This is a genomic window from Pseudomonas sp. Z1-12, from assembly GCF_051132015.1.
Taxonomy (GTDB): domain Bacteria; phylum Pseudomonadota; class Gammaproteobacteria; order Pseudomonadales; family Pseudomonadaceae; genus Aquipseudomonas; species Aquipseudomonas zanjanensis.
In genome coordinates, this window is sequence record NZ_CP071647.1 from 6465548 (window position 1) to 6489693 (window position 24146).

Here is a 24146-nt window from a genome sequence, read left to right on the forward strand (position 1 = left end):
CTTCGAGCTTTAACGCACCGCCAGCACCGGGCTGCTCAAGCGATCCAACAAGGTCGCCTGGGCGCTGCGCGGGTTCTGGTTGCCGGTCGGCGTGTTGCGGATGTAGCGGCCATCCGACTGCAGGCTCCAGCTGTGGGTGTTGTCGGTCAGGTAGCTTTCCAACTCCTTCTTGACCCGCAGGATCAGCTTCTTGCCTTCCACCGGGAAGCAGGTCTCGACCCGCTTGTCGAGGTTGCGCTCCATCCAGTCGGCGCTGGACAGGAACATCTGCTCCTCACCGCCGTTGAGGAAGTAGAACACCCGCGTGTGCTCCAGGAACCGCCCGATGATCGAGCGCACGTGGATGTTGTGGGACACCCCCGGAATGCCCGGCCGCAGGCAGCACATGCCCCGCACCACCAGGTCGATGCGCACGCCCGACTGGCTGGCCTTGTACAACGCACGGATGATCTTCGGATCGGTCAGCGAGTTGAACTTGGCAATGATGTGGGCCGGCTTGCCATCCAGGGCGAACTGCGTCTCCCGGGCAATCATGTCGAGCATGCCCTTTTTCAGGGTGAACGGCGCATGCAGCAGTTTCTTCATGCGCAAGGTCTTGCCCATGCCGATCAACTGGCTGAAGAGCTTGCCGACGTCTTCGCACAAGGCATCGTCGGAAGTCAGCAGGCTGTAGTCGGTGTACAGGCGAGCGTTGGCAGCGTGGTAGTTGCCAGTGCCCAAGTGGGCGTAACGCACGATCTCGCCGGCTTCACGGCGCAGGATGAGCATCATCTTGGCGTGGGTCTTGAAGCCGACCACGCCATAGATCACCACCGCGCCGGCCGCTTGCAGGCGGCTGGCCAGTTGCAGGTTGGATTCCTCGTCGAAGCGGGCGCGCAATTCGATCACCGCCGTGACTTCCTTGCCATTTCGCGCCGCGTCCACCAGGGCGTCGACGATTTCCGAGTTGGCGCCGCTGCGGTACAGGGTCTGGCGCACCGCCAGGACGTGAGGGTCCTTGGCGGCCTGGCGCAGCAGGTCGACCACCGGCGTGAACGACTCGAACGGGTGCAACAGGAGGATGTCCTGCTTGCTCACCACGCTGAAAATGTTTTCGCTGTTTTGCAGCAGCTTCGGGATCTGCGGCGTAAACGGCGAATATTGCAGCTCCGGATGGCTGTCCAGGCCGGTAATGCTGAACAGTCGGGTCAGGTTGACCGGACCGTTGACCTGATACAACTCGGTCTCATGCAGGTTGAATTGCTTGAGCAGATAGTCGGACAGGTGTTTCGGGCAGGTGTCGGCCACCTCCAGGCGCACCGCATCGCCGTAACGGCGGGAGAACAACTCGCCGCGCAGGGCGCGGGCCAGGTCTTCGACGTCCTCGGTGTCCACCGACAGGTCGGCGTTGCGGGTCAGGCGGAACTGGTAGCAGCCCTTCACTTTCATGCCTTGGAACAGGTCATCGGCGTGGGCGTGGATCATCGACGACAGGAATACATAATTGTCGCCCGGGCCGCCGACGTCTTCCGGCACACGAATGATGCGCGGCAACAGGCGCGGCGCCGGGATGATCGCCAGGCCGGAATCGCGACCGAAGGCGTCGATGCCTTCCAGCTCGACGATGAAGTTCAGGCTCTTGTTGACCAGCAGCGGGAACGGGTGCGTCGGATCGAGGCCGATCGGCGTGATGATCGGTGCGATTTCGTCGCGGAAATAGCGGCGCACCCAGGTCTTGATCTTGGTGTTCCAGTTGCGCCGGCGGATGAAGCGCACCTGGTGCTTTTCCAGCTCCGGCAACAGGATGTCGTTGAGGATCGCGTACTGGCGGTCCACATGACCGTGGACCAGTTCGCTGATGCGGGCCAGGGCCTGGTGCGGTTGCAGGCCATCGGCGCCGGCCTGTTCACGGGCGAAGGTGATCTGCTTCTTCAGGCCGGCCACACGGATTTCGAAGAACTCGTCCAGGTTGCTGGAAAAGATCAGCAGGAACTTCAGCCGCTCCAGCAGCGGGTAGGACTCGTCCAGCGCCTGCTCCAGCACGCGGATGTTGAACTGCAGTTGCGACAGCTCGCGATGGATGTACAGGCTGCTGTCATCCAGGTTCGGAATGGCAATCGCCGGGGCCGGGGCGGGCTCGACCACAGCCGGGGCAGCGGGCCCCAGCTCCGGCGGTGTCTCGGCGACTTGCTCGACCACGGGTTGAGCGTCTTTTACGGCAACTTCTGTGAGTCCTTCGGTATTCATCGCAAGTTCCTGGGAGGCTATTTCTGCTCTCGTAACAATTGGGCGGCGCGCACGGCAAAGTAAGTCAGGATGCCATCAGCCCCTGCGCGTTTGAAAGCGGTCAAGGACTCCAGGATCACCCCTTCGCCCAACCAACCGTTCTGGATCGCGGCCATGTGCATGGCGTACTCGCCGCTGACCTGATAAACAAAGGTCGGTACTTTGAATTCGTCTTTGACCCGGCAAAGAATGTCGAGGTAGGGCATGCCAGGCTTGACCATGACCATGTCTGCCCCTTCTGACAAGTCAGCCGCCACTTCGTGCAAGGCTTCCTGACTGTTGGCCGGGTCCATCTGATAAGAGGCCTTGTTGGCCTTGCCCAGGTTCAGCGCCGAGCCGACCGCATCGCGGAACGGGCCGTAATAGGCGCTGGCGTACTTGGCCGAGTAGGCCATGATCCGCACATTGACATGACCGGCGACCTCGAGGGCTTCGCGGATCGCCTGGATGCGCCCGTCCATCATGTCCGACGGCGCGACCACCTGGGCACCGGCCGCGGCATGGGACAACGCCTGCCGGACCAGCGCATCGACGGTAATGTCGTTCTGCACGTAGCCTTCTTCGTCGAGGATACCGTCCTGCCCGTGGGTGGTGAACGGGTCCAGCGCCACGTCGGTGATCACCCCCAGTTCCGGGAAGCGCGCGCGCAGGGCGCGGGTCGCACGTTGGGCAATGCCCTCCGGGTTCCAGGCTTCGGCGGCGTCCAGGGACTTGAGCGCCGGCGGCGTGACCGGGAACAGGGCCAGCGCCGGAATGCCCAGCTCGACCCAGCGGGCGGCTTCTTCGAGCAGCAGGTCGATGGTCAGGCGTTCCACCCCGGGCATCGACGCCACCGCTTCGCGACGGTTCTCACCGTCCAGCACGAACACCGGCAGGATCAGGTCATCGGTGGTCAGCACGTTTTCACGCACCAGCCGACGAGAGAACTCATCACGGCGGTTGCGACGCAGACGGGTAGCAGGGAACAGACGATTGGCGGGGGTAAAGCTCACGGCAGACTCCTGAGCCCGCAGACGGGCGAGCGTGACAGTTATAAGCGGCCATTATGACGAACGCATGACAGTTGTGCGAAAGCGCGACCGGTAGTCGCAGTCATTGTCTTCTGTAGGAATTGTTCACGTCGAGACACATTTCGATACTTTCCTGAATGTGCCCGAAGGGTTAGGCTGCGCGTTCATTTCGCCAGCACCCAGACAATGCTCCAACAATTTCTGCATGACTTCGGCTACTTGGCCTTGTTTATCGGCACGTTCTTCGAAGGCGAAACCATCCTCGTGCTCGCAGGCTTCCTGGCGTTCCGTGGCTACATGGACATCAACCTGGTGGTCGTCGTGGCGTTCTGCGGCAGCTACGCGGGCGATCAGCTGTGGTATTTCCTGGGGCGCAAGCACGGCCGCAAGCTCTTGGCGCGCAAGCCGCGCTGGCAGTTGATGGGCGATCGCGCGTTGGAGCACATCCGCCGGCATCCGGACATCTGGGTCCTGAGTTTCCGCTTCGTCTACGGCCTGCGCACGGTGATGCCGGTGGCCATCGGCCTGTCAGGCTATCCGCCGGGCCGCTACCTGCTGCTCAATGGCATCGGCGCGGCAATCTGGGCCACGGCCCTGGCCGCCGCCGCGTACCACTTCGGCGCGGTGCTGGAAGGCATGCTGGGCAGTATCAAGAAATATGAACTATGGGTGCTTGGCGCGTTGCTGGTGCTGGGCCTGGTCCTGTGGCTGCGCCGACGCATCAAGAACGCGCGGCTGGCCAAGAAAGTCCTCGAAGCCGAGCGCCTGGAACAAGCCCGGTCCGACGCACCTACGACGCCAACCGAGTAAACCGGCAGCGGCAGCAATACAGCCCGATGCCGCTGAGCAGGCTGTAGCTGAGCAGCCCGACCCAAGCCCCATGGCTCATCATAGCGCTGGACGGCCACAACCCGGCCAAGGGCGCCAGCCATACCAGCGGCAGGTTCGACGCCAGCCGCAACAGCTCCAGCTTCAGCGCCCACGGGCGATTCTCCAGGGCCACGCCCAACACGAACAGACCGAACGCCACCGCGCCCCAACCCAGCACCAGGGCGGCGACCGGCAGGCTGCCTTCAAGGTTCATCAAATAACTGCCCAAGGCAATGTAGACGCCGAACTGCAGCCCTACGTACCACTGCTGGCGCAGGTCCAGCGGCACTTCGAATTTGCGGAACTGGCTCAAGTCCGGCTTGTTCAGCGGGTACCGGGCCGCGACATCCGCCGGGCGCCAACCGGTGGGCATGAACCAGATTCGCAGCTTGTCCCACCAGCGCTCCGCTCGCCGCGCATCGGCCCACAGCTGGGCATAGAACTGCAGGTTGGCCCACAACGGATTCCAGCTCGCCAGCGGCGTGGTCACGCCAAAAACCACCGGCTCGTCATCGTCTTCTTCCTGGAAGGTGCCAAACAGACGGTCCCAAATAATGAACACCCCGCCGTAGTTGCGATCCATGTAGAGAGGGTTTTGTGCATGGTGGGCACGATGATTGGACGGCGTCACGAAACACCACTCCAGCCAGCCGAGCTTGGGAACGTGCTGGGTGTGGACCCAGAACTGGTACAGCAGATTCAACGCCGCAACGCTGACGAAGACCACCAACGGCACGCCCAATACGGCGAGCGGGACGTAGAAGACCCAGCTCAACAGGAAGCCGGTGCTGGTCTGGCGCAACGCGGTGGACAGGTTGTAGTCCTCGCTCTGGTGGTGCACCGAATGGGCGGCCCAGAGGATGTTGCGCTCATGCCCCATGCGGTGCAGCCAGTAATAGCAGAAGTCGTAGAGCACGAAGGCAAACACCCAGGTCCAGGCCCGGTCGGCAGGGAGTTCGATGACGGCCAGGTGCTTCAACGCAAAGGCATAGGTCACCAGTCCCACGCCTTTGGTCAGCAGGCCGGTAGTAGTCGACAGCACGCCGGTGCTCACGCTGTTGATCGCGTCTGCCACGCGGTAGTGGCTCACGCCCCGCCAGTGATCGGCCAACAACTCGACGACAATCAGCACAAAGAAGAACGGCACGGCATACAGGATGAAGTTCATGACGCAACCCGGACAGGCAAGGCAGGGAGATAACCGGCAGGTTAGGTGTAGCTGCCCGATCCCCCTATGGCAACGAGTGACAAATTAGTAGACATTTAACGCCATGAATCTGGAGAAAAAGCCCATGAGCAAAAAAATTGCAGTGATCCTTTCCGGCTGTGGCGTGTATGACGGCGCCGAGATCCACGAAAGCGTGATCACCTTGCTGCGCCTCGATCAGCGCGGGGCGCAGGTCCAGTGCTTCGCCCCCAACATTGCCCAGCTGCATGTGATCAATCACCTGACCGGCGAGGAAATGCCCGAGAGCCGCAACGTGTTGGTGGAGTCCGCGCGGATCGCCCGGGGCAACGTGAAGGATTTGCGTGACGCCAACGTCGACGATTTCGATGCGCTGATCGTACCCGGCGGCTTTGGCTCGGCGAAAAACCTCTCCAACTTTGCCGTCGAAGGCGCCGGCTGCACGGTCCAGCCAGAAGTCCTGGCCTTGACCGAAGCCTTTGCCGAGGCGGGAAAACCGGTGGGGCTGATCTGCATCTCCCCGGCCCTGGCAGCAAAAATCTATGGCCCGGGGGTGACTTGCACCATCGGCAACGACCCGGACACGGCGGCGGCCGTGAGCAAAATGGGCGGCACCCACGAAGACTGCGCGGTGACCGACATCGTCGAGGACCGCGCGCGCAAACTGGTCAGCACCCCGGCCTACATGCTGGCGCAGAACATCAGCGAAGCGGCTTCGGGCATCAACAAGCTGGTGGACCGGGTGCTGGAATTGACGCACGAGAACGACGCCTGACCCACCCTTCTCAACCCTCTCCTGTGGGAGCGAGCTTGCTCGCGATGGCATCAATTCAGTTGCCTAGGTATTGACTGACACACCGCCATCGCGAGCAAGCTCGCTCCCACAGGGTTATGCGCAAGGTTTAAGGTAATCGAGCCAACCGCGTCAGGATCCGATCCAGCGCATTGGCAAACCCTTGCTTGTCCCGCTCGCTGTACGCCGCCGGGCCGCCACCCATATGCCCCTGCTCACGCAAATCGGTGAACAGGTTGCGCACCGCCAGGCGCTCGCCCATGTTTTGCGCATCGAACTCCTTGCCCCGCGGGTCCAGGGCGGCGACGCCCTTCTTTACCAAGCGGTCGGCCAAGGGCACGTCGCTGCAGATCACCAGCTCACCCGGCACGGCGTGCTCCACCAGGTAATCGTCCGCCGCGTCAGGGCCGCTGGGCACCACGATCAATTTCACACAGGCCAGGGCCGGCTTGATCTGCGGTTGGCCGGCCACCAGCACCACCTCGAACCGGCGCTTCAAGGCGAACTTGACCACCAGTTCCTTCGCCGCCTTGGGACAGGCGTCGGCGTCGATCCATACGCGCATTGAGTGGTTTCCTCTAAAGATTAAAAAGCATCGCGGGCAAGCCTTGCTCCCACACAACCTTGCCCCCACAGGTGAGTGCAAACCCAGTGGGTGCTGACTGTGGGAGCGAGCTTGCTCGCGATTATGAGCGCAGCGAATGCTTTTTCAGGAAACCTGCACCCGACGCTTCTCCGCCACCCAGCTGCGCCCATACAGCACCACGATCGCCAGGATCGCCACCACTTGGGCGGCCAGCGAATAGGCATCGGCATGAATGCCCAGCCAGTCGAAGTCGAAGAACGCCACCGGATGGGTGCCGAAGATCCCGGCTTCCTGCAACGCCTTCACGCCATGACCGGCGAACACCACCGACAGCGCGCACAACAACGCGGCGTTGATGCTGAAGAACAGCGCCAGCGGCAGTTTCGCCGAGCCGCGCAGGATCACCCAGGCCAACCCCACCAGCAACACCAGCGCCGTCGCGCCGCCGGCCAGCACCGCGTTGTGCCCGGCAGGGCCCGCTTGCAGCCACAGGGTTTCGTAGAACAGGATCACTTCGAACAGTTCGCGATAGACCGAGAAGAACGCCAGGATCGCAAACCCAAAACGACCACCGCCGCCCACCAGGCTGCTCTTGATGTAATCCTGCCAGGCCGCGGCGTGACGACGGTCGTGCATCCAGACGCCCAGCCACAGCACCATCACACTGGCGAACAGCGCCGTCGCGCCTTCGAGCAACTCGCGCTGGGCACCGCTGACGTCGATCACATACGCCGCCAGGCCCCAGGTCGCCAGGCCGGCCAGCAGCGCCAGACCCCAACCGACGTTGACGCTGCGCACCGCCGACTGCTGGCCGGTGTTGCGCAGGAATGCCAGGATTGCCGCCAGCACCAGGATCGCTTCCAACCCTTCACGTAGCAAAATCAGCAAGCCGGAGATGTAGCTCAGCGACCAGCTCAAGCCATCGCCGCCCAGCAGGCCGGCCGACGCTTTCAACTTGGCCTTGGCCGCGTCCAGGCGCTGTTCGGCCTGCTCCACCGGCAGACCGTCCTGCAGCGACTGACGGTAGGCCATCAGGGCCTTTTCGGTGTCTTTGCGCACGTTGGCGTCGACGTTGTCCAGCGAGCTTTCCACCAGCTCGAAACCTTCCAGGTAAGCCGCTACCGACAGGTCGTAGGCCTGGTCATGGTCACCGGCGCGATACGCCGCGATGCTTTTGTCCAGGGTGGCGGCCGTGTAGTCGAGCAACTGCGCCGGGCCACGTTGAACCTGTGGCGGCTGGGCGCGCTGGGCACGGAATGTCGCCGCCGCCGCTGGGCCTTGCGCGGCGAGGACTTCGCCCGGGGTCTGGCGCGCCAGGTCAGCGAGGTTAAAGACTTGTTCGCTTTTGGCGGCGGCCGGATCGGCGCTGAAGCTGGCGATATAGGTCGCCAAATCCCAGCGTTGACGGTCGTCGAGCTGATCGGCGAAAGCCGGCATGTCGGTGCCTTCGATGCCCATGCCGAGCGTGTTATAGATCCCATAGAGGCTCAGGCGATCCAGGCGCTGGGCGTCCCGCAAGTTGGCGGGCGGCGGTTCCAGGCCAACACCGGCAGGACCGTCGCCGGCACCGGTGGCACCGTGGCACACCGAGCAATTCTGCGCATACAACGGCGCACCGCGAATGGGATCGGGAGTGATGACCGGCGCTTGGCTGACTTCATATGCCACCGCCAGCTTGGCCCCCAGCTGCCGCGCCAGACGGGCGACTTCGCCGCCGTCCTGGCGCTGGGTGATCGCCGTGCGCAAGGCGCCGATGCCCTGGACCAGCTCGGCCTTTTCCGGTTTGGCCGGCAACCCGACGATCAACCCTTCCAGCGCCTGGGTGAACTCCAACTGCTCACGGTACTCCGCCTCGTCGATGACCTTGCCCGCCTCGACCGTAGCCGGGTAATCCGCCCCGATGTAATCCAATAAATGCAGCGCCTGGGGGGCACTTTCGAGGGTGTCGGCCAGCAGCGAAGTGCTGCACAGCGCAAGCAATGGCAATACAAGCCAGGCCAGGAAACGGAACGGCGCAGTCATGAATGACTCTCGGTTGGTAATAAGAAGTAACACATTGTTCACTTCCAATGGCTTTGGCTCAAGGGCGGATGTGCTTAGGGAGCCGATTTTCATCGGATTTTCATGCTTTGGAGGTGATGTCACAAAAACAGCAATTCGCAATTGAAAAGCCATTACATAGCCAAGCGCCATGTTTATAATCCCGCGGCCTTCTTATCATTCGATGGCATAAAAGCTCCTCTTTTTATGAGGAACCGACAGCGTTTCGACGCTTGTCCGTGGGATCGCTCCAGCCCGGCCCGCACACCCCCGGCTGCTATCAGGGAAGAAAATGTTCATGGCATCCCGTGCCGTTCTTTCGGTCGCCCTCGGCGCGATCACCTTGTTGTCCGGCTGCTCGGCCTTTCGCAACTACGACAGCGAATTGGCCCAGACCAACCAGCAGCTGGCGTCCGGCAACGTCGACGGCGCGTTGACCCTGCTGGAGAAGAACAATTCCAGTCAGGACAAAGACCTGCTGTATTACTTCGAGAAAGGTGAGCTGCTGCGTGCCAAGGGCGATTTGTCCGGCAGCCAGACCGCCTGGAACAGCGCCGATCAGCAGGTTGGCCAGTGGGAAGATGCGGTCAAGCTCGACACAGCCAAGTACCTGGCCCAGTTCGGCAGCTTCCTGGTCAACGATAAAGTCCGCCGCTACGAAGGCTACGATTACGAAAAGGTCATGCTGACCACGCAGATGGCCCTGAATCTGCTGGCAGTGAATGACTTCGACGGCGCCCGGACCCAGATCAAGAAGACCCACGAACGCGAAGCGGTGATCGCCGACCTGCGGGACAAGGAATACCTCAAGCGCGAGGAAGAAGCCGAGAAACAAGGGGTCAGGACCGAATACAAGGACCTCCAGGGTTACCCGGTGGCCAGCCTCGACGCCCCGGAAGTCGTCGGCCTCAAAAACAGCTACCAAAGCGCGTTCAGCCATTACCTGGCCGGTTTCGTCTACGAAGCCCTGGGTGAAAAGGACCTGGCCGCGCCGGGTTATCGCAAGGCCGCCGAACTGCGCCCCAACACGCCATTGCTGGAGCAGGCCCTGCGCGACCTGGACAAGCCTGCCGCCAAAAGCGATGACAGCGACATCCTGATCGTGGTGCAGAGTGGCCTGGCGCCGTCCCGGGACTCGATCCGCATTCCCCTTCCGCTGCCAATCAGCGGCAACCTGGTCATCACACCGTTGTCGTTCCCGCTGATCAAGCCTGACACCTCCACAGCCACCTTCGGCCAGATCGGTGTCGACGGCCGCCAGTTGGACCTGACCCAGCTCAACAGCACCACCGCCATGTCGCGCCGAGCCCTGCGCGATGACATGCCGGGCATCATCCTGCGCACCACCGTGCGCGCAATCACCCGTGGTGTGGCGCAAAAGCAGATCAACGAAACCAATCCCTTGGCCGGCCTGGCCGTGGGTCTTACCTCGGCGGTACTCGAAGGCGCCGACACCCGGACCTGGCGCACCCTGCCCGACTACACCCAGGTCGTGCGCCTGCGCCTGAAGAAAGGCGAGCACCAGGTCACCCTGCCAAGCGCGGTGGGCGGTTCGGTGGTCAAGGTCACCGTCGACCAGCGCTACCAGGTCATCACGCTGCGAGCGGTGGGTAACCAAGTGTTCGCCGGCGGCCTGGCGGCCCAGGTGATACCAAGCGCCAACCCGACCGCCATTGCCCTCAAGCAACCTTAAGAACGGAGTCTTGTTCACATGCGTTTAAAACTGATCGCCGTCGGCGCCCTGGCCTTGCTGGCCGGTTGCGCCACCCCGCCGCCACCGGAGCCGGGCAGCGCCGCCAGCAAGGTCGTGGCGATGGGCAAGACCAAGAACATCGTGGTCGGCGCCATGCGCGTGGCCCGGGAAAACGGCTACATGACCGTCAACGTCCAGTTGAGCAACACCAGCTACAACAACAAGACGATGTATTACCGCTTTGCCTGGCTGGGGCCGGAAGGCTTTCCGATCGCCGAAGAAGAAACCTGGAAAAGCCTGACGATGTATGGCGAACAGACCAGTTTCCTGCCGGCCATCGCACCGACACCCAAGGCCGTGGATTTCCGCTTGGAAATCAATACCCCTTGAGACGCAAAAAACTGTGGGAGCGAGCTTGCTCGCGATAGCGCTGGATCAGCCAGCCATGATGTGACTGACACACAGCTATCGCGAGCAAGCTCGCTCCCACAAAAAACGCCCGAATGACGCGTTATTCTCCTTTTTCAGTTTTCGAGAGCCCCCACATGTTCGTACGCATTTCCTCCCTCGCCCTCGCCGCCCTGCTGGTCAGCGGCTGTGCCAACAACTCGCCGGTCCTGGGCAACAAGAACATCAGCTACGGCGATACCAAGGCCGTGGAAACCGTGACCAACGAGTTCGGCTCCACCGACCTGCAAATGATCGCCGAGTCCATGACCCGCTCCCTGGCACAGTCCGGCATCCTGCAGGGTCGCCCGGTTGTCCAGGTCTATGACGTGAAGAACAAGACCAGCGAATACATCGACACCCGGGAAATCACCACCAGCATCAAGACCCAGTTGATGAAGACCGGCGCGGCCCGTTTCGCCAGCGACAACACCGCCATGGAAAGCCAGGTCGACCAGCTCAAGCTGCAGAACCAGAGCGGCCTGTACAAGAAAAGCACCGTGGCCAAGACCGGCAACATGATCGCTGCCAAGTACCGCCTCGAGGGCTCCATCAGCTCGATCGTCAAGCGCAGCAGCGACTACAAGGACGTCTTCTACAAATTCAGCCTGCAATTGATCGACGTCGAGAGCGGTCTGGCCGAGTGGATGGACGAAAAAGAAATCCGCAAGACCACGGAGCGCTAAGCCATGCGCACATGGATAGGCATCATGGCCCTGGCCTGCGCATTCAGTGCCCAGGCGGCCCCAAAAGTCGCGGTAACCGACCTGGCGTACCAGGAACGGGTGGAGGAATACATCCACACCGTTTCGGCGCAGAGCAACTTCCAGGCGAACCCCTACAGCGCCAGCGCTTCCTCGAGCTACGACGAGATGGAAGCCACCAGCAGCTACATCGAGCAGGGCGAACTGCGCAAGTTCACCGGCGACATCAAGGGCGAGATCCTGCGCAGCGGCATGTTCCAGCTGACCCAGGGCACGCCCCACACGGCGGCTTCCACTGGCGACGTGTATGACGTGATCAAGCGCATCAAGGCCGGCAACTTCAAGGGTGCCGACTACGTGCTGTTCGGCACCGTGTCGGACATCGACTTCACCCGCGACATCAACGAGTTGGCCCATACCGACAGCTACTCGGCTGTGCTGGCGTTGACCCTGGTGGCGGACTTCAGCCTGATCAACACCAAGACCTACGAGATCACCTCGGCCTTCACGGCCATGGGTGAAGGCCAGGACACCAAGTTGCTGAACCACCGGGACGCACGCATCAGCCTCAACCGCCCACGGGTGGTCCGCGAAGTGTCCAAGGCCCTGGGTGAAGACGTGGCGCGGCAACTGAGCGAACAACTCGGCGGCCCGAGCTACGAGCAACCTGGCGAGCCGGTGCCGCGCAACAACCTGCCCCGGGACACGGCGCCGGTGATCTTGCGCTAAGGCATACCGTCGGGTAGCTGTTTAGCTGCTTTTGTGGCGAGGGAGCTTGCTCCCGCTGGGCCGGCCCGACGCTTCGGGCGAAGCGGCCCCAAGATCTTGCGGTCGCTGCGCAACCGAGCGGGAGCAAGCTCCCTCGCCACAAAAGCCCTCTACAAAAGCCAGCCACAAAAGCTACCTCGCCACAGGTTTTGCTTTATGCCGCGGCTTTGCGAATCGTCGCAAGCAACCCCGCCGCGCCAATGAACATACCCGCGAAGGCACGGTTCATTCGCCGCTGTTGTTTCGGTGTGCGCAACAGACGCAGGACTTTAGACGCCAACCCGGTGTACCCGGCCATGACGATGAGATCGACGGCGATCATGGTGACGCCCAGGATCAGGTACTGCTGGATCAACGGCGCATGGGGATTGATGAACTGCGGCAACACCGCCAGCATGAACACCAGCGCCTTGGGGTTGCTGACATTGACCAGGAAACCGCGAAACACCAGAGCCAGGGGCTTACCGATGGGCCGTGGGGCCGCGTCGTCGGTCATGTCGCCGGGAATGGCTCGCCACTGCTTGACCCCCAGGTAGACCAGGTAGGCCACGCCGAACCACTTGATGGCATAAAACGCAGTGGCCGATGCCGTAAGGATCGCGCCAACACCAGCGGCAACGACCACGATTTGCAACGCCAGGCCCAACTGCAGGCCCAAGGCGTTCCAGTAACCGCGCCAAAAGCCATATCGCAGACCGCTGGACATCGATGCAATCGCGCCGGCACCCGGCGAAAGACTGATCACCCAGCACGCAGCGAAAAACGCCAACCATGTTTCCAGCACCATTGCACTCCCCGGCTCGGATTCGTCGAAACGACTAAGCTAATGCGCCGTCACGTGGTTGACTACCGTTTTTTGCGCAAACCTCAAGCGGGCATGAACCGTGGCGAGGGAGCTTGCTCCCGCTGGGCCACGTAGCGGCCCTTTGCGTTATTCGACGAAACCACCCACCGGGAACGCTTCGCTGCCACGCCAGCGCCGCACCGAGCGCTGGAAGAACAGGCTGTTGGGCACTTGCACCATCGCGCTGCCGGTGCCGAGCTCCTCGGGTTCGATCAGCGTGGTGTACAGCAGATTGATTGCCACCACGCGCCCCTTGATACCGGGCTTGTCGGTGCTATCCACCAACTCGACCACATCGCCCAGGCGAAAGGGTCCGACGGTGTAGATCAAAACGGCGCAGAACAGGTTGGACAGCACGCTCCAGATGGCGAAGAACGCCACCGCTGCCACCGCGACAAAACCCGACAGCGCCGTCCACAGCACCGTGGCCGAGACACCCAGGCGTTCGAGCACCACCAGCACCGCAGTGCCCATGATCAGCCAGCGCAGCACACCCCGCAGGATAATCACCAGTTGGGGTGGGAGCGGGTAACGCTCACCCAGGCCCGTGAGCGCACGCGCGACGAAACGCTGCGAGACATAACCGGCCACCAGGATCAGCAGGATTTGCACACCGAGCCAGATCGGCTCGATCCACATGACAGGGACAGGCAACGCCAACGCTTCCATCAGGACAACGCCTCCAGCTCCGCTTGCAGGTTTTCCAGCCATTCCAGCGCTTGCATCCAAGCCTCCTCGAGCTCCGCTTCCCGGCCCTTCAGCTTGGCCTGTTCGGCCAGCAGATCACGCAACTCATCCTTGCGCGCTGCCTCGTAGAGACCACTGTCGCCCAGGCTGGTTTCGATTTTCTGCAATTTTTCATGCAGCTTGCCCAGCTCGGCTTCGAGCTTGTCGGCCTCGCGCTTGTGCGGCGCCAGTTGCTGGCGCAGTGCGGCGGCGGCCTGGCGCTGGGCTTTCTTGTCGGTCTTGTCCGGGTTGACCGGTGTGCTGCTGACCGGCGCGTTACGCTGGCGGTACTCCACCAGCCAACGGGCGTAGTCCTCCAGGTCACCGTCGAACTCCTCGACCTTGCCATCGGCGACCAGGAAGAAGTTATCCGTGGTGCTCTTGAGCAAATGCCGATCGTGGGACACCACCAATACCGCGCCACTGAATTCCTGCAAGGCCATGGTCAGGGCCAGGCGCATTTCCAGGTCCAGGTGGTTGGTCGGTTCGTCGAGCAACAACAGGTTCGGTCGGCCCCAGGCGATCAATGCCAGTGCCAGGCGCGCCTTTTCGCCGCCGGAGAAATTCAACACCGGCTCGTCGATGCGCGCCCCGCGGAAATCGAAACCGCCGAGGAAATCGCGCAGGGTCTGTTCACGCTCGGTCGGCGCCAACCGTTGCAAGTGCAACAGCGGGCTGGCCTTGGAATCCAGGGAGTCGAGCTGGTGCTGGGCGAAGTAGCCGACGACGGTGTTTTCACCTCGGGTCAAGCGCCCGGCCAAAGGCTCGAGTTCGCCGGAAAGGTTCTTGATCAGGGTCGACTTACCGGCACCGTTGGGGCCCAGCAGGCCGATCCGCGCACCGGGGGTCAGTTGCAGCTTGACCTTCTCCAGCACGGTCTTGTCGCCGTAGCCCAGGCGTGCGTCAGACAGGTCGATCAACGGGCTGGAGATCTTGGTCGATTCGCGGAAGACAAAATCGAACGGTGAATCGACGTGGGCCGCCGACAGCTCTTCCATCCGCTCCAGCGCCTTGATCCGGCTCTGGGCCTGGCGGGCCTTGGTGGCCTGGGCCTTGAAGCGGGCGATGTAGCTTTCCATGTGCGCACGTTGCGCCTGTTGCTTCTCATAGGCTTGCTGTTGCTGGGCCAGGCGTTCGGCACGGGCGCGCTCGAACGCGCTGTAGCCGCCACGGTACAAGGTGAGCTTGCGCTGGTCGACATGGGCCACGTGATCCACCACCGCATCGAGGAAATCGCGGTCGTGGGAAATCAGCAGCAGCGTGCCCGGGTAGCTCTTGAGCCAGTCTTCGAGCCAGATGATGGCGTCGAGGTCCAAGTGGTTGGTCGGTTCATCGAGCAACAACAGATCCGAAGGGCACATCAACGCCTGCGCCAGGTTCAGGCGCATCCGCCAGCCGCCGGAGAAATCCCCGACCTGGCGGTCCATCTGTTCGTTGGTGAAGCCCAGGCCGGCGAGCAATTTACGCGCGCGGGCATCGGCGGTGTAGCCATCGGCACTGTCGAGTTCCGAATGCAGGCGGGCCTGTGCGGCACCGTCGTGGGCCGCTTCGGCCGCCGCCAGGTCACGCTGCACCTGGCGCAGGCGCAGGTCGCCATCGAGCACGTAGTCCACCGCCAGGCGCTCGAGGGTGTCGACCTCCTGGCGCATGTGGGCGATGCGCCAATCGGCCGGCAGCAGGCAATCGCCCGAGTCCGGGTGCAGCTCGCCTCGCAGCAAGGCGAACAGGCTCGATTTGCCGGCACCGTTGGCACCGATGAGGCCGGCTTTGTGGCCGGCGTGCAGGGTCAGCTCGGCGTCTTCTAGCAGACGTTGCGGGCCACGCTGTAAAGTCAGGTTCTGAAGTCGGATCATAATGGCGGCGGAGTCTACCAGCTTCGCTCGCAACTGGCGCGAGTAGCACGATGTCCCCTGACCTGTGGAGTTTTTCCCTCGACCTCTATGCCAAGCCTGGCGTAGAGCCTGCGTGCCTGGCGGCACAAGACGCCGGCGCCAACGTCTGCCTGCTGCTTTGTGGCCTGTGGCTGGCGCAGCGCGGCGTGGCCTGCAATGAACACAGGCTGCAGCAACTTCGACAAATGGCCGAGCCGTGGGAGACCGAGGTGGTGCGGCCACTGCGTACGCTTCGCAACCAATGGAAAGCCGGCGCCCTTCAGGACACGGCACTCAATGGCCTGCGCGAACAGGTCAAACAAATGGAGTTGGCTGCCGAACGGCAATTGTTGGAACGATTGGAAGCGCTGGCCAAGGATTGGCCGGGGGCACAACAGAACGATTCAGCGCAATGGCTGCAAGGGCTGGCGGCGAATGCCGAACCCGCGAGCCGCGACGCGCTGCATCAGCTGCGCGTCGCGGTGTCCGGCACTTAGGAAGCGCTGGTTGGGGTGCTGCTGGCGGTCGGCGCAACGGCAGCTGGGCTGGTCGCCGCGGCCGGCGTGCTGGCGGTTGGCGCAGGTGCCGCGGTCGGAGCCGGAGCCGGAGCCGATGTTGCGGGCTTGGCGGCTGGCGCAGTCGCAGGTTTTGCAGCGGCTGGTTTTTTCACGGCCGGTTTCGCGGCGGGCTTGGCAGCAGCGGGTTTCGCGGCGGCTGGCTTGGCAGCCGTTGGCTTCGCAGCTGCAGGCTTGGCCGCGGCCGGTTTGGCAGCGGGTTTAGCCGCGGCTTTGGCAGGGGCTTTGGCAGCGACTGGCTTGGCAGCGGTTTTTGCAGCGGGCTTGGCCGCAGCCGTTTTGGTTGCCGCAGGCTTCGCTGCCGGTTTGGCAGCAGGCTTGGCGGCAGCCGGTTTTGCAGGGGCTTTTACCGGCGCTTTGGCAGCCGGTTTAGCGGCGGCGGTTTTCGTCGCGGCTGGTTTGGCGGCGGCGGTTTTAGCGGCAGGTTTGGCGACAGCTTTTGCCGCTGGCTTGGCGGCAGGTTTAGCAGCCGCTTTTACAGCGGGCTTGGCAGCGGCAGGTTTAGCGGCCGCCGTTTTTGCAGCGGGCTTGGCAGCCGCCTTGACGACTGGTTTTTTCGCCGCAGGTTTTGCAGCGCTGGCAGCGACGGGTTTGGCAGCCGGCTTGCTGGCGGCTTTGGCCGGTGCTTTGGCGGCAGGCTTGGCAGCGACTTTGGCCGGTGCTTTTGCCACGGCGGGTTTAGCCGCCGGCTTCTTGGCCGATACAGCGGCAGGCTTGGCAGCACGAAGCGACAGCGCCTTGCCCGCGGCGTCTTGCACGCGACCGACGCCCTGGGCCAGTTTCAGGCTTTCCTGGGCATCACGCTTGAGTTGCAGAATGTAGGCGCGGGTTTCGGACTGACGATCCTTCAAGGCATCGAGCAAGTCTTCGAGTTCTTTCACGACGTCTTTAGCCTTGGCTTGAGCCTTGGCCTTGCCAGCAGTGGCTGCGTCTTGCAGTTTGGTGCGCGACTTGTGCAGTTTTTCCTGCGCCTTGCCGCGTTGCTTTTCCAGTTTGGCGAGCAGTTTTTCAGCATCAGCCAGCGCTTGGGAGCAGGCATTTTCCAGATGTTCGAGCAGGCTGCCCGAGAGTTGTTGGAGCAAGTGCAACGGAGTGTTTACAGGCTTCTTGGTGGCCGACATGGTTTACCTCCTGACTGACGTGAGTGCGGCTCATACTAGACCTCTGCTGCAACCGCCGCTAGGGCATGTTGACAGTACACAAGACGTTGCGTTGCAAGGGAGGAAAAATCTTCTGCGCCAGTGCCTTGGCAATCCACCTCTACAGATATCGGCACTGGCATAATTCCTCGATTCGAGGCCGGAGAGCACACATGTCGCGTCACCTGTTTTTACTCCTGTGCATGGCTTGCGCCACGGTCCAGGCCGCTGAAAAAACCAGCGCAAACGATGCCCACGATTTGGCTTACAGCCTGGGCGCCAGCCTCGGCGAACGCCTGCGCCAGGACGTGCCGGACCTGCAGATCAAAGCCTTGGTCGAAGGTTTGCAACAGGCCTACCTGGGCAAGCCGCTGGCGCTCAAGGATGAACGCATCGAACAAATCCTGGCCGAGCACCAGGCGCAAATGAACGCGCCTTTGACAACGCCGCAGACCGACGCGGCATTGAAAACCGAGCAACAATTTCTCATCGAAGAAAAGAACCGACCCGGCGTCCAGCAATTGGCAGACGGCATCCTGCTGACCGAAATCAAGCCAGGCCATGGCGCGAAGGCCGGCCCTCACGGCAAGGTCCAGGTGCTATATACCGGTCGGCTGCCGGACGGCACCGTATTCGACGCCAATCGCCAGGCACAGTGGTTCAACCTCGACAGTGTGATTGACGGTTGGCGCAGTGCGTTGCCGCAAATGCCGGTCGGCGCGAAATGGCGACTGGTGATCCCGTCGTCCCTGGCCTATGGCGCTGAAGGGGCCGGGGATGTGATCCCGCCGTACACGCCATTGGTGTTTGAGATCGAGTTGCTGGGCGCGACGACCTGACGTTGACCCAATAAAAAACGGTGCGCAATGCGCACCGTTTTTTCATGACCGCGAGCCCTCAGGCCTGGACGGTATCTTCTTCCTTGTGAGCGTTGTGCAGCACTTCGATCAGGCAGTCTTCCAATTCGAAACGCTCGTGCAGCAAGCCGCCCAGTTCCTTGAATTTTTCCGCGACACACTTGCCTTCATCGCACAGGTCGTTGAACGCCAGCAGCTTCTCGGTGATGACATCGATGCGTGGGTAAATCGTCTCGGCCAGTTCCAGGCCGCGCTTGTCGTTGAAGGCCTTGGCCTCGCCCGTCAGTTGTTCATAGATCTCGAAATGACCGGCAGACACATAGTCGACCAGCACACCGCAAAACTCTTGCAAGGGTTTGCGGCTTTCGCTCAGGGCTTCAGGCTTGTCGCCAAGATCATCGTAGGCCCGAATCAGTTCGCGACGCTCTTGCAGCCAGCGATCGATCAACAGATGCACCCCACCCCAGCGTTCCTGAGCATTCTGACAACTTTCGAGCATGGTGATTTCTTCCCTTGTGAGTCATGCCCCTCGCAGCCTGTGCACGCCTGATGGAACAGGGACAAGCCAGACACAACATGATCGAGCGGCACAATTCCAATAACACGTGCGGGCCAGATTATGCCCGCACGACAACGGCTTCAAGGTACGCAGGAGATAAAGTTCATACAAGTGTTTAATCCACGGCCCGGACCAACTGCGACGTCTCGCCGCTGAGCGGTTGTACCAGAGCACTCCAGGCAAGGCGCAGCAGCAGATAGGTCATCACGCTGGACACCGCAAGAAAAAACAACAGGCTCCACTCGGGGATGCTCAGGTCGAACAACGTCCATGTGATATTCGCGCAGTCAACGGTGCCATCGAGGACACGATGCAACGCGCACCACCACGAATCCATCGGCTTGGGCTGGGCAACACAATCAGCAAACGGCTCGATCGAGTGGCTTTGCATCAAGACCTGACGCCAGGCCAGGGCCATTCCCCCCGTCGCAAAAACCAGCCCTGCCGTACCGTAGAAGAGCGTACCTCTTTGACCTGGACCCTGTACGCAGGCCACGAGACTGTTCACCAGGAACAGCATCAGGCACAACCGCTGCAAGACACACAGGCTGCAAGGCGTCAGGCCGACCGAATATTCCAGATACGTGCTGATGCCCAAAGCCAGGGCGGCGGCGATGGAAGCCATGAGAAACAAGAAACGTGAGCTGGCCAAAGACATGGCGATTCCGTAACAGAAGAGACAAGCTGTTACGGTAGAGGAAAGCCCTCGGGCCTTTCAAGGCAGCCCCGCGCAGACACTTCACCAGGGGTGTAGGGAATTCCCAACAGGCCGAGGAGGATACGGCGCGATGAGCTGTAGGACTTTACTGATGGTATGACCAAAGCCCCAAAACCGTATTCGCAACCGCGCATTCAAGGTTCACTAACCCGTGGCGAGGGAGCTTGCTCACTCGTCACGGGTTCTGGGTTGCCTGGGGTGACGTCATCGCGAGCAAGCTCGCTCCCACAGGGGGTTGGCGGTTGCCAGGGATCGAATGTGGGAGCGAGCTTGCTCGCGATGGCGATCTCAATTCACCACAGGCCTCTCAGCCGAGCGGGAGCAAGCTCCCTCGCCACATGACTCATGCCACGTTCAAGAATAAGTCACGCCCCTCTCAAGTCGACAAGACCTAAGCCGGAACCGGCAGCGGCGCGGCCAGCAGGCGCTCATCCAACAACCCCAGCCCCTCTTGGAACAACTGGTTGCTGCGCTCGGCATCCCCCAGTTGCGCCAGCAGGCGCGCCAGTTCGGCGCAGGCTTCGGGATTGCGCTGGGCCCGCAAACTGCTTTCCAGGTAATCCCGCGCCTTGCCCCACAAGCTGTTCTGCAGGCATAGGCGCCCCAGGGTCAGCAGCAGGCTTGGATCGGCCGGGTGGTCCTTGAGCCAGCCCTCGGCCGTTTGCAGTTGGCGGATCGGATCGTTGCCACGAACCAGCCCATATAGACGCGCCAGGTGGCTGTCGTAATGACGCTTGAGCGCGCCGCGCAGCACCTCTTCGGCTTCGACCTGAGCGCCCAACTGACGCAGTTGCTCGGCATAGGCCAACACCAACGCCGGTTCCTGGCGCTGTGCGGAGGTCAGCTGTTGCCAGGCACGATTGAGCGACTGCAAACCGACACTGCCGTCCTCTTCACGGTGGGCCGCCAGGGTGAGGTTTTCGCCCCAGGCACGCCGTTCCAGTTCAGCCAACTCAGCCGGCGGCAGGACTTTATCCTTGCGCAACTCCGGCAACAGCCGGATCACCGCCGACCAGTCGCCGCGCTGCTGATGCAGTCGCTGCAATTGGCGCAGGGCCTGGACGTTATGGGGATGACGCTCATGCATGGCCTGCAGCGTGCTCAATGCGCCGTCCGTGTCGCCCCGGTCCGTCTGCAGTTGCGCGTGCGTCAGGGCAATGGCCAGCTCCGCCTGGGGCTGACGCTCCAGGGCGCGCTCCAGCAAACTGTCGCTCTGTTCGTAAAGACCTTGTTCGTTAGCCGCACGGGCGGCCCCCAGGTAATACAGCAGCGGTTGGCGCTCCGCTTCGGCGGCACGGTGCAGGTGGCGCTGGGCACTGGCCCAGCGACCTTCGGCCAGGTCCAACTGGCCGTGTTCGATCGCCACTTGCACCCGACGGCTGCGGTTGCGCCGCGACCACGGGTTGACCACGCCACTGGACGTGGTCACCAGCCCGATCAGGAATCTCAGGCCTCGCCACACCAGCCAGAGCACCGCCACCAGCGCCAGGGTGACCCACAGGCCGGCTTCATAACGGAAGTTCTTGTACGCCACCAGCACGTAACCCGAATGCTCGGCAATCGCCACGCCCAGCAAGCCGGCGGCGGCGATGACCACGAACAGAATCACGTAGAGACGTTTCATGGCGTGGCCTCCTGCGCGCCAGGCGCGGGCAGCGGCTTGACCGACTCCTCGGCATTGAGGTTGCGGCGCTCAAGGTAGGCTTGGACGCTGCTCAGCGTGCCGGTCAGGTCCGGGGTGACCACCGTCACCGGTTGCTTGGACAGCTCACCCACGCGCTCGAGCATGATTTTGCTCTGTGGGTTGTCCTGGTTGAAGTTGTTCTTCAACACATCCCGTGCCTCGGTCAGTGCCTGGGTGTAGACCGGCGCCTGGCCGTTGAGGGCGGCCCATTGCGCCTGCTCCAGCGCCAGGCTCAGGGCCAGGCGCACTTGCACGAGGCTCTGCCCGGCCAGCAGCGGACGAACGTTCTCGTCCGCGTTGAAATCGATGCGGATATAGCGCGAGATCTGATCCCACCACTGCGCCCACCGACTGGCTCCATCGCCATCGGCGGTCAGGCCCAGCAGCGATTCGCCGCGGTCCTTGTACTCCGGTGCCAGTTCGGTCAGTTGCAGCACCTGGTCACGCAAGGCACCCAATTGCAGGAACAGCCCGGTGCGATCCGGTTGTTCGGTGCTGCGCAGCGCAGCGAGGGTCTTGGCCAATTGCTCGCGGGCGGCGAACGAACCAGGGTCGTTCTGCTCCCGCAGGATTTCGTCAGCGCCCTGGACCAGCGCCTGGGCACTGTTGATGTCTTGCAGGGCGGAAAGACGCAGGCTGGCCAGGCGCAACAGGTGCTCGGCCTCCGCCAGGCGCCAGTCCTTGCGGCTGGCACCGAGCACGGTTTCCAGGCGCTGATTCAAGTGTTGCTGGTCACTCTGCAACTGGGCCACCAGGCGCCGCCGCTCCTCCAACTCTTCAGCCGGGGGCAATTGCGCCAGGCGCTCGCTCAGGCGTTGCTCGTTGAGCTTGAGGGCCTGGGCCTGGTCGTTCAGCGCCTGGACCTGGGCGGACTGCTGCTGGTTATTGGTTTGCAGGTGACGCACCTGCCACACGCCCCAGCCGCCAACGGCTACGCCGGCAGCACCGAGCAACAGCGCAACAACGGCCAGCCCGTTGCCGCGACGCGGCGCCGCCGGGGGCGGGGTTTCAACCGGCGCATCGATCGCTGGCTGGTCCAGATCTTCTTTTGGCAAGGCTGTTTCGCTCACGTATCCATCCTTTGCATTAGAAAACGGCACGGAGTGTTCCCGTAACGCCGCCAGCAAAGCCGCGGCATGGGCGCCACGGCAATCCACAACTGTTCGGGCCCCGGCGGCACGCGCCATCTCGGCCACCCTTGGGCTTGGCACAAACAACGGTAACCGCGCCAGGGCCGGCCACGCATCGCCGGCCAGCCGCTGCAGATGCTCGAAGCCCTGCCCACTGCTGACCACCAGGGCGTTCAAGCGTTCCGCTTCGACTATCGCCGGCAACGCCCCTTCGCCATGACTGGGCAAGTGGCGGCGGTACAATTCCAGGTAATCGACACTAGCACCTTGCTCGCGCAAACGCTCTGCCAGCAAGCCACGGCCGCCCTCGCCCCGCACGATCAAGACCTTGGGGTCGGGCAGCGATACAGCCTGGCGCAAGACCAAGTGTTCCAGCAAGGCTTCGCTGTCATCGCCGTGATCGGGATAAAACACCGTGAGGCCGGCATCGGCGAGGATCTGTCCGGTGGCCGCGCCCACGCTGAACCAGGGTTGGTCCGCAGGCTTGGGCCAGTATTGGCGCAGCAGCTCGATGCACAGGCGTGCGGCCGGTTTGCTGACCACGATCACGGCAGCGTATTGATCCAGCGCCTGGAATATCGCGCGCCCGGCATCGGACAGCGGGACCGGTTCGATCTCCAGCAACGGCAAGCTGCTGCTGTAGACCCCCGCTTCGGCCAGAACCGCCGCCAGCGCCGACGACTCGTCCGCCGGCCGGGTGAGCAACAGCCGCCAACCCGTCACGCGTGGCCGGCCTCGCCGTAGACCGCCTTGAGGATGTCGGCGGCGCCCTGGCTCAGCAGGTCTTCAGCCACGCGCACACCCAGCGCCTCGGCATCGTGGCGCGGCGCCCGTGCCTGGGCGCTAAGCAGTCGGCCGCCGTTGGGATCCCCCACCAGACCGCGCAACCAGACCTGCTCACCCTCCAGCACGGCGTAACAGGCGATCGGCACCTGGCAACCGCCATTGAGATGTTTGTTCAGCGCGCGCTCGGCGAACACCCGCGTGGCGGTGTCTGCATGATGCAGTGGCGCCAGCAGGGCATGGATGTCGCTGTCGGCGCTACGGCACTCGATACCCACCGCCCCTTGGCCACCGGCCGGCAGGCTGTCATCGACGCTGATGGCCGAGGTGATGCGGTCTTCGAAGCCCAGGCGGATCAAGCCGGCGGCGGCGAGGATGATGGCGTCGTATTCGCCGGCATCGAGCTTGGCCAGGCGTGTGTTGACGTTGCCACGCAGGAAACGGATTTGCAGGTCCGGGCGCCGCGTCAGCAATTGTGCCTGGCGACGCAAGCTGGACGTGCCGACCACGCTCCCGGCAGGCAGTGCCTCAAGACTGGAAAACGTGTTGGAGACGAACGCATCGCGGGGGTCTTCTCGCTCGCAGATGCAAAACAGGCCCAGGCCTTCGGGGAAGTCCATGGGCACGTCTTTCATCGAGTGCACGGCGATGTCGGCTTCGTTGTCCAGCAACGCGGTTTCCAGCTCCTTGACGAACAGGCCCTTGCCGCCGATCTTCGACAGCGGCGAGTCCAGCAGCTTGTCACCGCGACTGACCATGGGCACCAGGGTCACGCTCAGCCCGGGATGGGCCGCTTCCAGGCGGGCTTTGACGTATTCGGCCTGCCAGAGGGCCAAGGCACTTTTACGGGTGGCGATGCGGATCTCGCGAGGGGACATGGATCAATCCGTACTTAAAA

22 protein-coding genes and 1 pseudogene are annotated in these 24146 nt (G+C 62.7%); 8 read left to right on the plus strand and 15 right to left on the minus strand.

Features of this window, described 5'->3' with window-relative positions; genetic code table 11:
* Nucleotides 1–9: 9 nt before the first annotated feature.
* On the minus strand, nucleotides 10–2226 hold the full coding sequence (gene ppk1, locus J3P85_RS28375; protein ID WP_434704264.1) for a polyphosphate kinase 1: 2217 nt from the start codon (nucleotides 2224–2226) through the stop codon (nucleotides 10–12).
* A 17-nt stretch (nucleotides 2227–2243) separates the two neighbouring features.
* Nucleotides 2244–3257: a porphobilinogen synthase gene (hemB, locus tag J3P85_RS28380; RefSeq protein WP_434704265.1), complete on the minus strand. Its 1014-nt coding sequence runs from the start codon at nucleotides 3255–3257 to the stop codon at nucleotides 2244–2246.
* 204 nt (nucleotides 3258–3461) lie between these two features.
* Between hemB and J3P85_RS28385 the strand changes: the two genes are divergently transcribed.
* On the plus strand, nucleotides 3462–4085 hold the full coding sequence (locus tag J3P85_RS28385; RefSeq protein ID WP_434704266.1) for a DedA family protein: 624 nt from the start codon (nucleotides 3462–3464) through the stop codon (nucleotides 4083–4085).
* Here the strand turns inward: J3P85_RS28385 and J3P85_RS28390 are convergent.
* Nucleotides 4066–5313 carry a sterol desaturase family protein gene (locus J3P85_RS28390; protein WP_434704267.1) on the minus strand — a complete coding sequence of 416 codons (1248 nt, stop codon included), beginning with the start codon at nucleotides 5311–5313 and terminating at the stop codon, nucleotides 4066–4068. The two genes, J3P85_RS28385 and J3P85_RS28390, sit on opposite strands and share 20 nt — an antisense overlap.
* Before the next feature lie 124 nt (nucleotides 5314–5437).
* Between J3P85_RS28390 and elbB the strand changes: the two genes are divergently transcribed.
* Entirely contained in the window at nucleotides 5438–6106 is a 669-nt protein-coding gene (gene elbB, locus J3P85_RS28395; protein WP_186706837.1) for an isoprenoid biosynthesis glyoxalase ElbB, read from the plus strand.
* A gap of 127 nt (nucleotides 6107–6233) precedes the next feature.
* Here elbB and J3P85_RS28400 read toward each other — a convergent pair whose 3' ends face one another.
* Together J3P85_RS28400 and J3P85_RS28405 are read right to left on the minus strand one after the other, a co-directional pair.
* Entirely contained in the window at nucleotides 6234–6689 is a 456-nt protein-coding gene (locus tag J3P85_RS28400; RefSeq protein WP_092254454.1) for a YaiI/YqxD family protein, read from the minus strand.
* Between the two features lie 144 nt (nucleotides 6690–6833).
* Nucleotides 6834–8732 (minus strand): FTR1 family protein, encoded by a 1899-nt coding sequence (locus J3P85_RS28405; RefSeq protein ID WP_434704268.1) that lies wholly within the window; start codon nucleotides 8730–8732, stop codon nucleotides 6834–6836.
* A 316-nt stretch (nucleotides 8733–9048) separates the two neighbouring features.
* Here J3P85_RS28405 and J3P85_RS28410 point away from each other — a divergent pair, with 316 nt between their 5' ends.
* The 4 genes from J3P85_RS28410 (at nucleotide 9049) to J3P85_RS28425 (ending at nucleotide 12323) form a co-directional block, all read left to right on the plus strand.
* Nucleotides 9049–10443, plus strand: a complete 1395-nt coding sequence (locus J3P85_RS28410; RefSeq protein ID WP_186706840.1) for a COG3014 family protein — start codon at nucleotides 9049–9051, stop codon at nucleotides 10441–10443.
* An 18-nt stretch (nucleotides 10444–10461) separates the two neighbouring features.
* Nucleotides 10462–10833 carry a YcfL family protein gene (locus tag J3P85_RS28415; protein WP_186706841.1) on the plus strand — a complete coding sequence of 124 codons (372 nt, stop codon included), beginning with the start codon at nucleotides 10462–10464 and terminating at the stop codon, nucleotides 10831–10833.
* Between the two features lie 155 nt (nucleotides 10834–10988).
* A complete protein-coding gene (lpoB, locus tag J3P85_RS28420; protein ID WP_053126460.1) occupies nucleotides 10989–11576 on the plus strand; it encodes a penicillin-binding protein activator LpoB in 588 nt (195 codons plus the stop codon).
* A gap of 3 nt (nucleotides 11577–11579) precedes the next feature.
* A complete protein-coding gene (locus tag J3P85_RS28425) occupies nucleotides 11580–12323 on the plus strand; it encodes a penicillin-binding protein activator LpoB (RefSeq protein WP_207963812.1) in 744 nt (247 codons plus the stop codon).
* Between the two features lie 193 nt (nucleotides 12324–12516).
* On the opposite strand, the gene rhtB is transcribed toward J3P85_RS28425, so the two are convergent.
* The 3 genes from rhtB to J3P85_RS28440 form a co-directional block, all read right to left on the minus strand.
* Nucleotides 12517–13149 carry a homoserine/homoserine lactone efflux protein gene (rhtB, locus tag J3P85_RS28430; RefSeq protein WP_186706843.1) on the minus strand — a complete coding sequence of 211 codons (633 nt, stop codon included), beginning with the start codon at nucleotides 13147–13149 and terminating at the stop codon, nucleotides 12517–12519.
* Between the two features lie 144 nt (nucleotides 13150–13293).
* Entirely contained in the window at nucleotides 13294–13875 is a 582-nt protein-coding gene (locus tag J3P85_RS28435; protein ID WP_186706844.1) for a mechanosensitive ion channel family protein, read from the minus strand.
* Entirely contained in the window at nucleotides 13875–15785 is a 1911-nt protein-coding gene (locus J3P85_RS28440; protein WP_434704269.1) for an ATP-binding cassette domain-containing protein, read from the minus strand. Before J3P85_RS28440 ends, J3P85_RS28435 begins: the two co-directional genes overlap by 1 nt.
* Nucleotides 15786–15835: 50 nt before the next feature.
* On the opposite strand from J3P85_RS28440, the gene J3P85_RS28445 reads away from it, so the two are divergent.
* Entirely contained in the window at nucleotides 15836–16300 is a 465-nt protein-coding gene (locus J3P85_RS28445) for a TIGR02444 family protein (protein WP_434704270.1), read from the plus strand.
* Here the strand turns inward: J3P85_RS28445 and J3P85_RS28450 are convergent.
* On the minus strand, nucleotides 16297–17499 hold the full coding sequence (locus J3P85_RS28450; RefSeq protein ID WP_434704271.1) for an AlgP family protein: 1203 nt from the start codon (nucleotides 17497–17499) through the stop codon (nucleotides 16297–16299). The two genes, J3P85_RS28445 and J3P85_RS28450, sit on opposite strands and share 4 nt — an antisense overlap.
* Before the next feature lie 191 nt (nucleotides 17500–17690).
* On the opposite strand from J3P85_RS28450, the gene J3P85_RS28455 reads away from it, so the two are divergent.
* Nucleotides 17691–18356 carry an FKBP-type peptidyl-prolyl cis-trans isomerase gene (locus J3P85_RS28455; RefSeq protein WP_434704272.1) on the plus strand — a complete coding sequence of 222 codons (666 nt, stop codon included), beginning with the start codon at nucleotides 17691–17693 and terminating at the stop codon, nucleotides 18354–18356.
* 58 nt (nucleotides 18357–18414) lie between these two features.
* Here the strand turns inward: J3P85_RS28455 and J3P85_RS28460 are convergent, their stop codons facing one another.
* The 6 genes and pseudogenes from J3P85_RS28460 to hemC all read right to left on the minus strand — a co-directional run bounded on the left by J3P85_RS28460 (nucleotide 18415) and on the right by hemC (nucleotide 24126).
* Nucleotides 18415–18873: an Rsd/AlgQ family anti-sigma factor gene (locus tag J3P85_RS28460; protein WP_053126475.1), complete on the minus strand. Its 459-nt coding sequence runs from the start codon at nucleotides 18871–18873 to the stop codon at nucleotides 18415–18417.
* A 175-nt stretch (nucleotides 18874–19048) separates the two neighbouring features.
* Nucleotides 19049–19591: a disulfide bond formation protein B gene (locus J3P85_RS28465; protein ID WP_434704273.1), complete on the minus strand. Its 543-nt coding sequence runs from the start codon at nucleotides 19589–19591 to the stop codon at nucleotides 19049–19051.
* A gap of 451 nt (nucleotides 19592–20042) precedes the next feature.
* Entirely contained in the window at nucleotides 20043–21275 is a 1233-nt protein-coding gene (locus J3P85_RS28470) for a heme biosynthesis protein HemY (protein ID WP_186730156.1), read from the minus strand.
* Nucleotides 21272–22405: a uroporphyrinogen-III C-methyltransferase gene (locus J3P85_RS28475; RefSeq protein WP_434706436.1), complete on the minus strand. Its 1134-nt coding sequence runs from the start codon at nucleotides 22403–22405 to the stop codon at nucleotides 21272–21274. The genes J3P85_RS28470 and J3P85_RS28475 overlap by 4 nt, the downstream gene beginning before the upstream one ends.
* A gap of 84 nt (nucleotides 22406–22489) precedes the next feature.
* Nucleotides 22490–23188: pseudogene (locus tag J3P85_RS28480) on the minus strand (uroporphyrinogen-III synthase); the annotation flags it as partial.
* Entirely contained in the window at nucleotides 23185–24126 is a 942-nt protein-coding gene (hemC, locus tag J3P85_RS28485; protein ID WP_411385931.1) for a hydroxymethylbilane synthase, read from the minus strand. The gene hemC and the pseudogene J3P85_RS28480, both read right to left, overlap by 4 nt.
* Nucleotides 24127–24146 lie beyond the last annotated feature (20 nt).

Excerpts from the sequence above, each read along its gene's own strand:
- ppk1 (WP_434704264.1), bottom strand. The coding sequence starts at position 2,226 with ATGAATACCGAAGGACTCACAGAAGTTGCCGTAAAAGACGCTCAACCC.
- J3P85_RS28385 (WP_434704266.1), top strand. The coding sequence starts at position 3,462 with ATGCTCCAACAATTTCTGCATGACTTCGGCTACTTGGCCTTGTTTATC.
- J3P85_RS28390 (WP_434704267.1), bottom strand. The coding sequence starts at position 5,313 with ATGAACTTCATCCTGTATGCCGTGCCGTTCTTCTTTGTGCTGATTGTC.
- elbB (WP_186706837.1), top strand. The coding sequence starts at position 5,438 with ATGAGCAAAAAAATTGCAGTGATCCTTTCCGGCTGTGGCGTGTATGAC.
- J3P85_RS28400 (WP_092254454.1), bottom strand. The coding sequence starts at position 6,689 with ATGCGCGTATGGATCGACGCCGACGCCTGTCCCAAGGCGGCGAAGGAA.
- J3P85_RS28405 (WP_434704268.1), bottom strand. The coding sequence starts at position 8,732 with ATGACTGCGCCGTTCCGTTTCCTGGCCTGGCTTGTATTGCCATTGCTT.
- J3P85_RS28410 (WP_186706840.1), top strand. The coding sequence starts at position 9,049 with ATGGCATCCCGTGCCGTTCTTTCGGTCGCCCTCGGCGCGATCACCTTG.
- J3P85_RS28415 (WP_186706841.1), top strand. The coding sequence starts at position 10,462 with ATGCGTTTAAAACTGATCGCCGTCGGCGCCCTGGCCTTGCTGGCCGGT.
- lpoB (WP_053126460.1), top strand. The coding sequence starts at position 10,989 with ATGTTCGTACGCATTTCCTCCCTCGCCCTCGCCGCCCTGCTGGTCAGC.
- J3P85_RS28425 (WP_207963812.1), top strand. The coding sequence starts at position 11,580 with ATGCGCACATGGATAGGCATCATGGCCCTGGCCTGCGCATTCAGTGCC.
- rhtB (WP_186706843.1), bottom strand. The coding sequence starts at position 13,149 with ATGGTGCTGGAAACATGGTTGGCGTTTTTCGCTGCGTGCTGGGTGATC.
- J3P85_RS28435 (WP_186706844.1), bottom strand. The coding sequence starts at position 13,875 with ATGGAAGCGTTGGCGTTGCCTGTCCCTGTCATGTGGATCGAGCCGATC.
- J3P85_RS28440 (WP_434704269.1), bottom strand. The coding sequence starts at position 15,785 with ATGATCCGACTTCAGAACCTGACTTTACAGCGTGGCCCGCAACGTCTG.
- J3P85_RS28445 (WP_434704270.1), top strand. The coding sequence starts at position 15,836 with ATGTCCCCTGACCTGTGGAGTTTTTCCCTCGACCTCTATGCCAAGCCT.
- J3P85_RS28450 (WP_434704271.1), bottom strand. The coding sequence starts at position 17,499 with ATGTCGGCCACCAAGAAGCCTGTAAACACTCCGTTGCACTTGCTCCAA.
- J3P85_RS28455 (WP_434704272.1), top strand. The coding sequence starts at position 17,691 with ATGTCGCGTCACCTGTTTTTACTCCTGTGCATGGCTTGCGCCACGGTC.
- J3P85_RS28460 (WP_053126475.1), bottom strand. The coding sequence starts at position 18,873 with ATGCTCGAAAGTTGTCAGAATGCTCAGGAACGCTGGGGTGGGGTGCAT.
- J3P85_RS28465 (WP_434704273.1), bottom strand. The coding sequence starts at position 19,591 with ATGTCTTTGGCCAGCTCACGTTTCTTGTTTCTCATGGCTTCCATCGCC.
- J3P85_RS28470 (WP_186730156.1), bottom strand. The coding sequence starts at position 21,275 with ATGAAACGTCTCTACGTGATTCTGTTCGTGGTCATCGCCGCCGCCGGC.
- hemC (WP_411385931.1), bottom strand. The coding sequence starts at position 24,126 with ATGTCCCCTCGCGAGATCCGCATCGCCACCCGTAAAAGTGCCTTGGCC.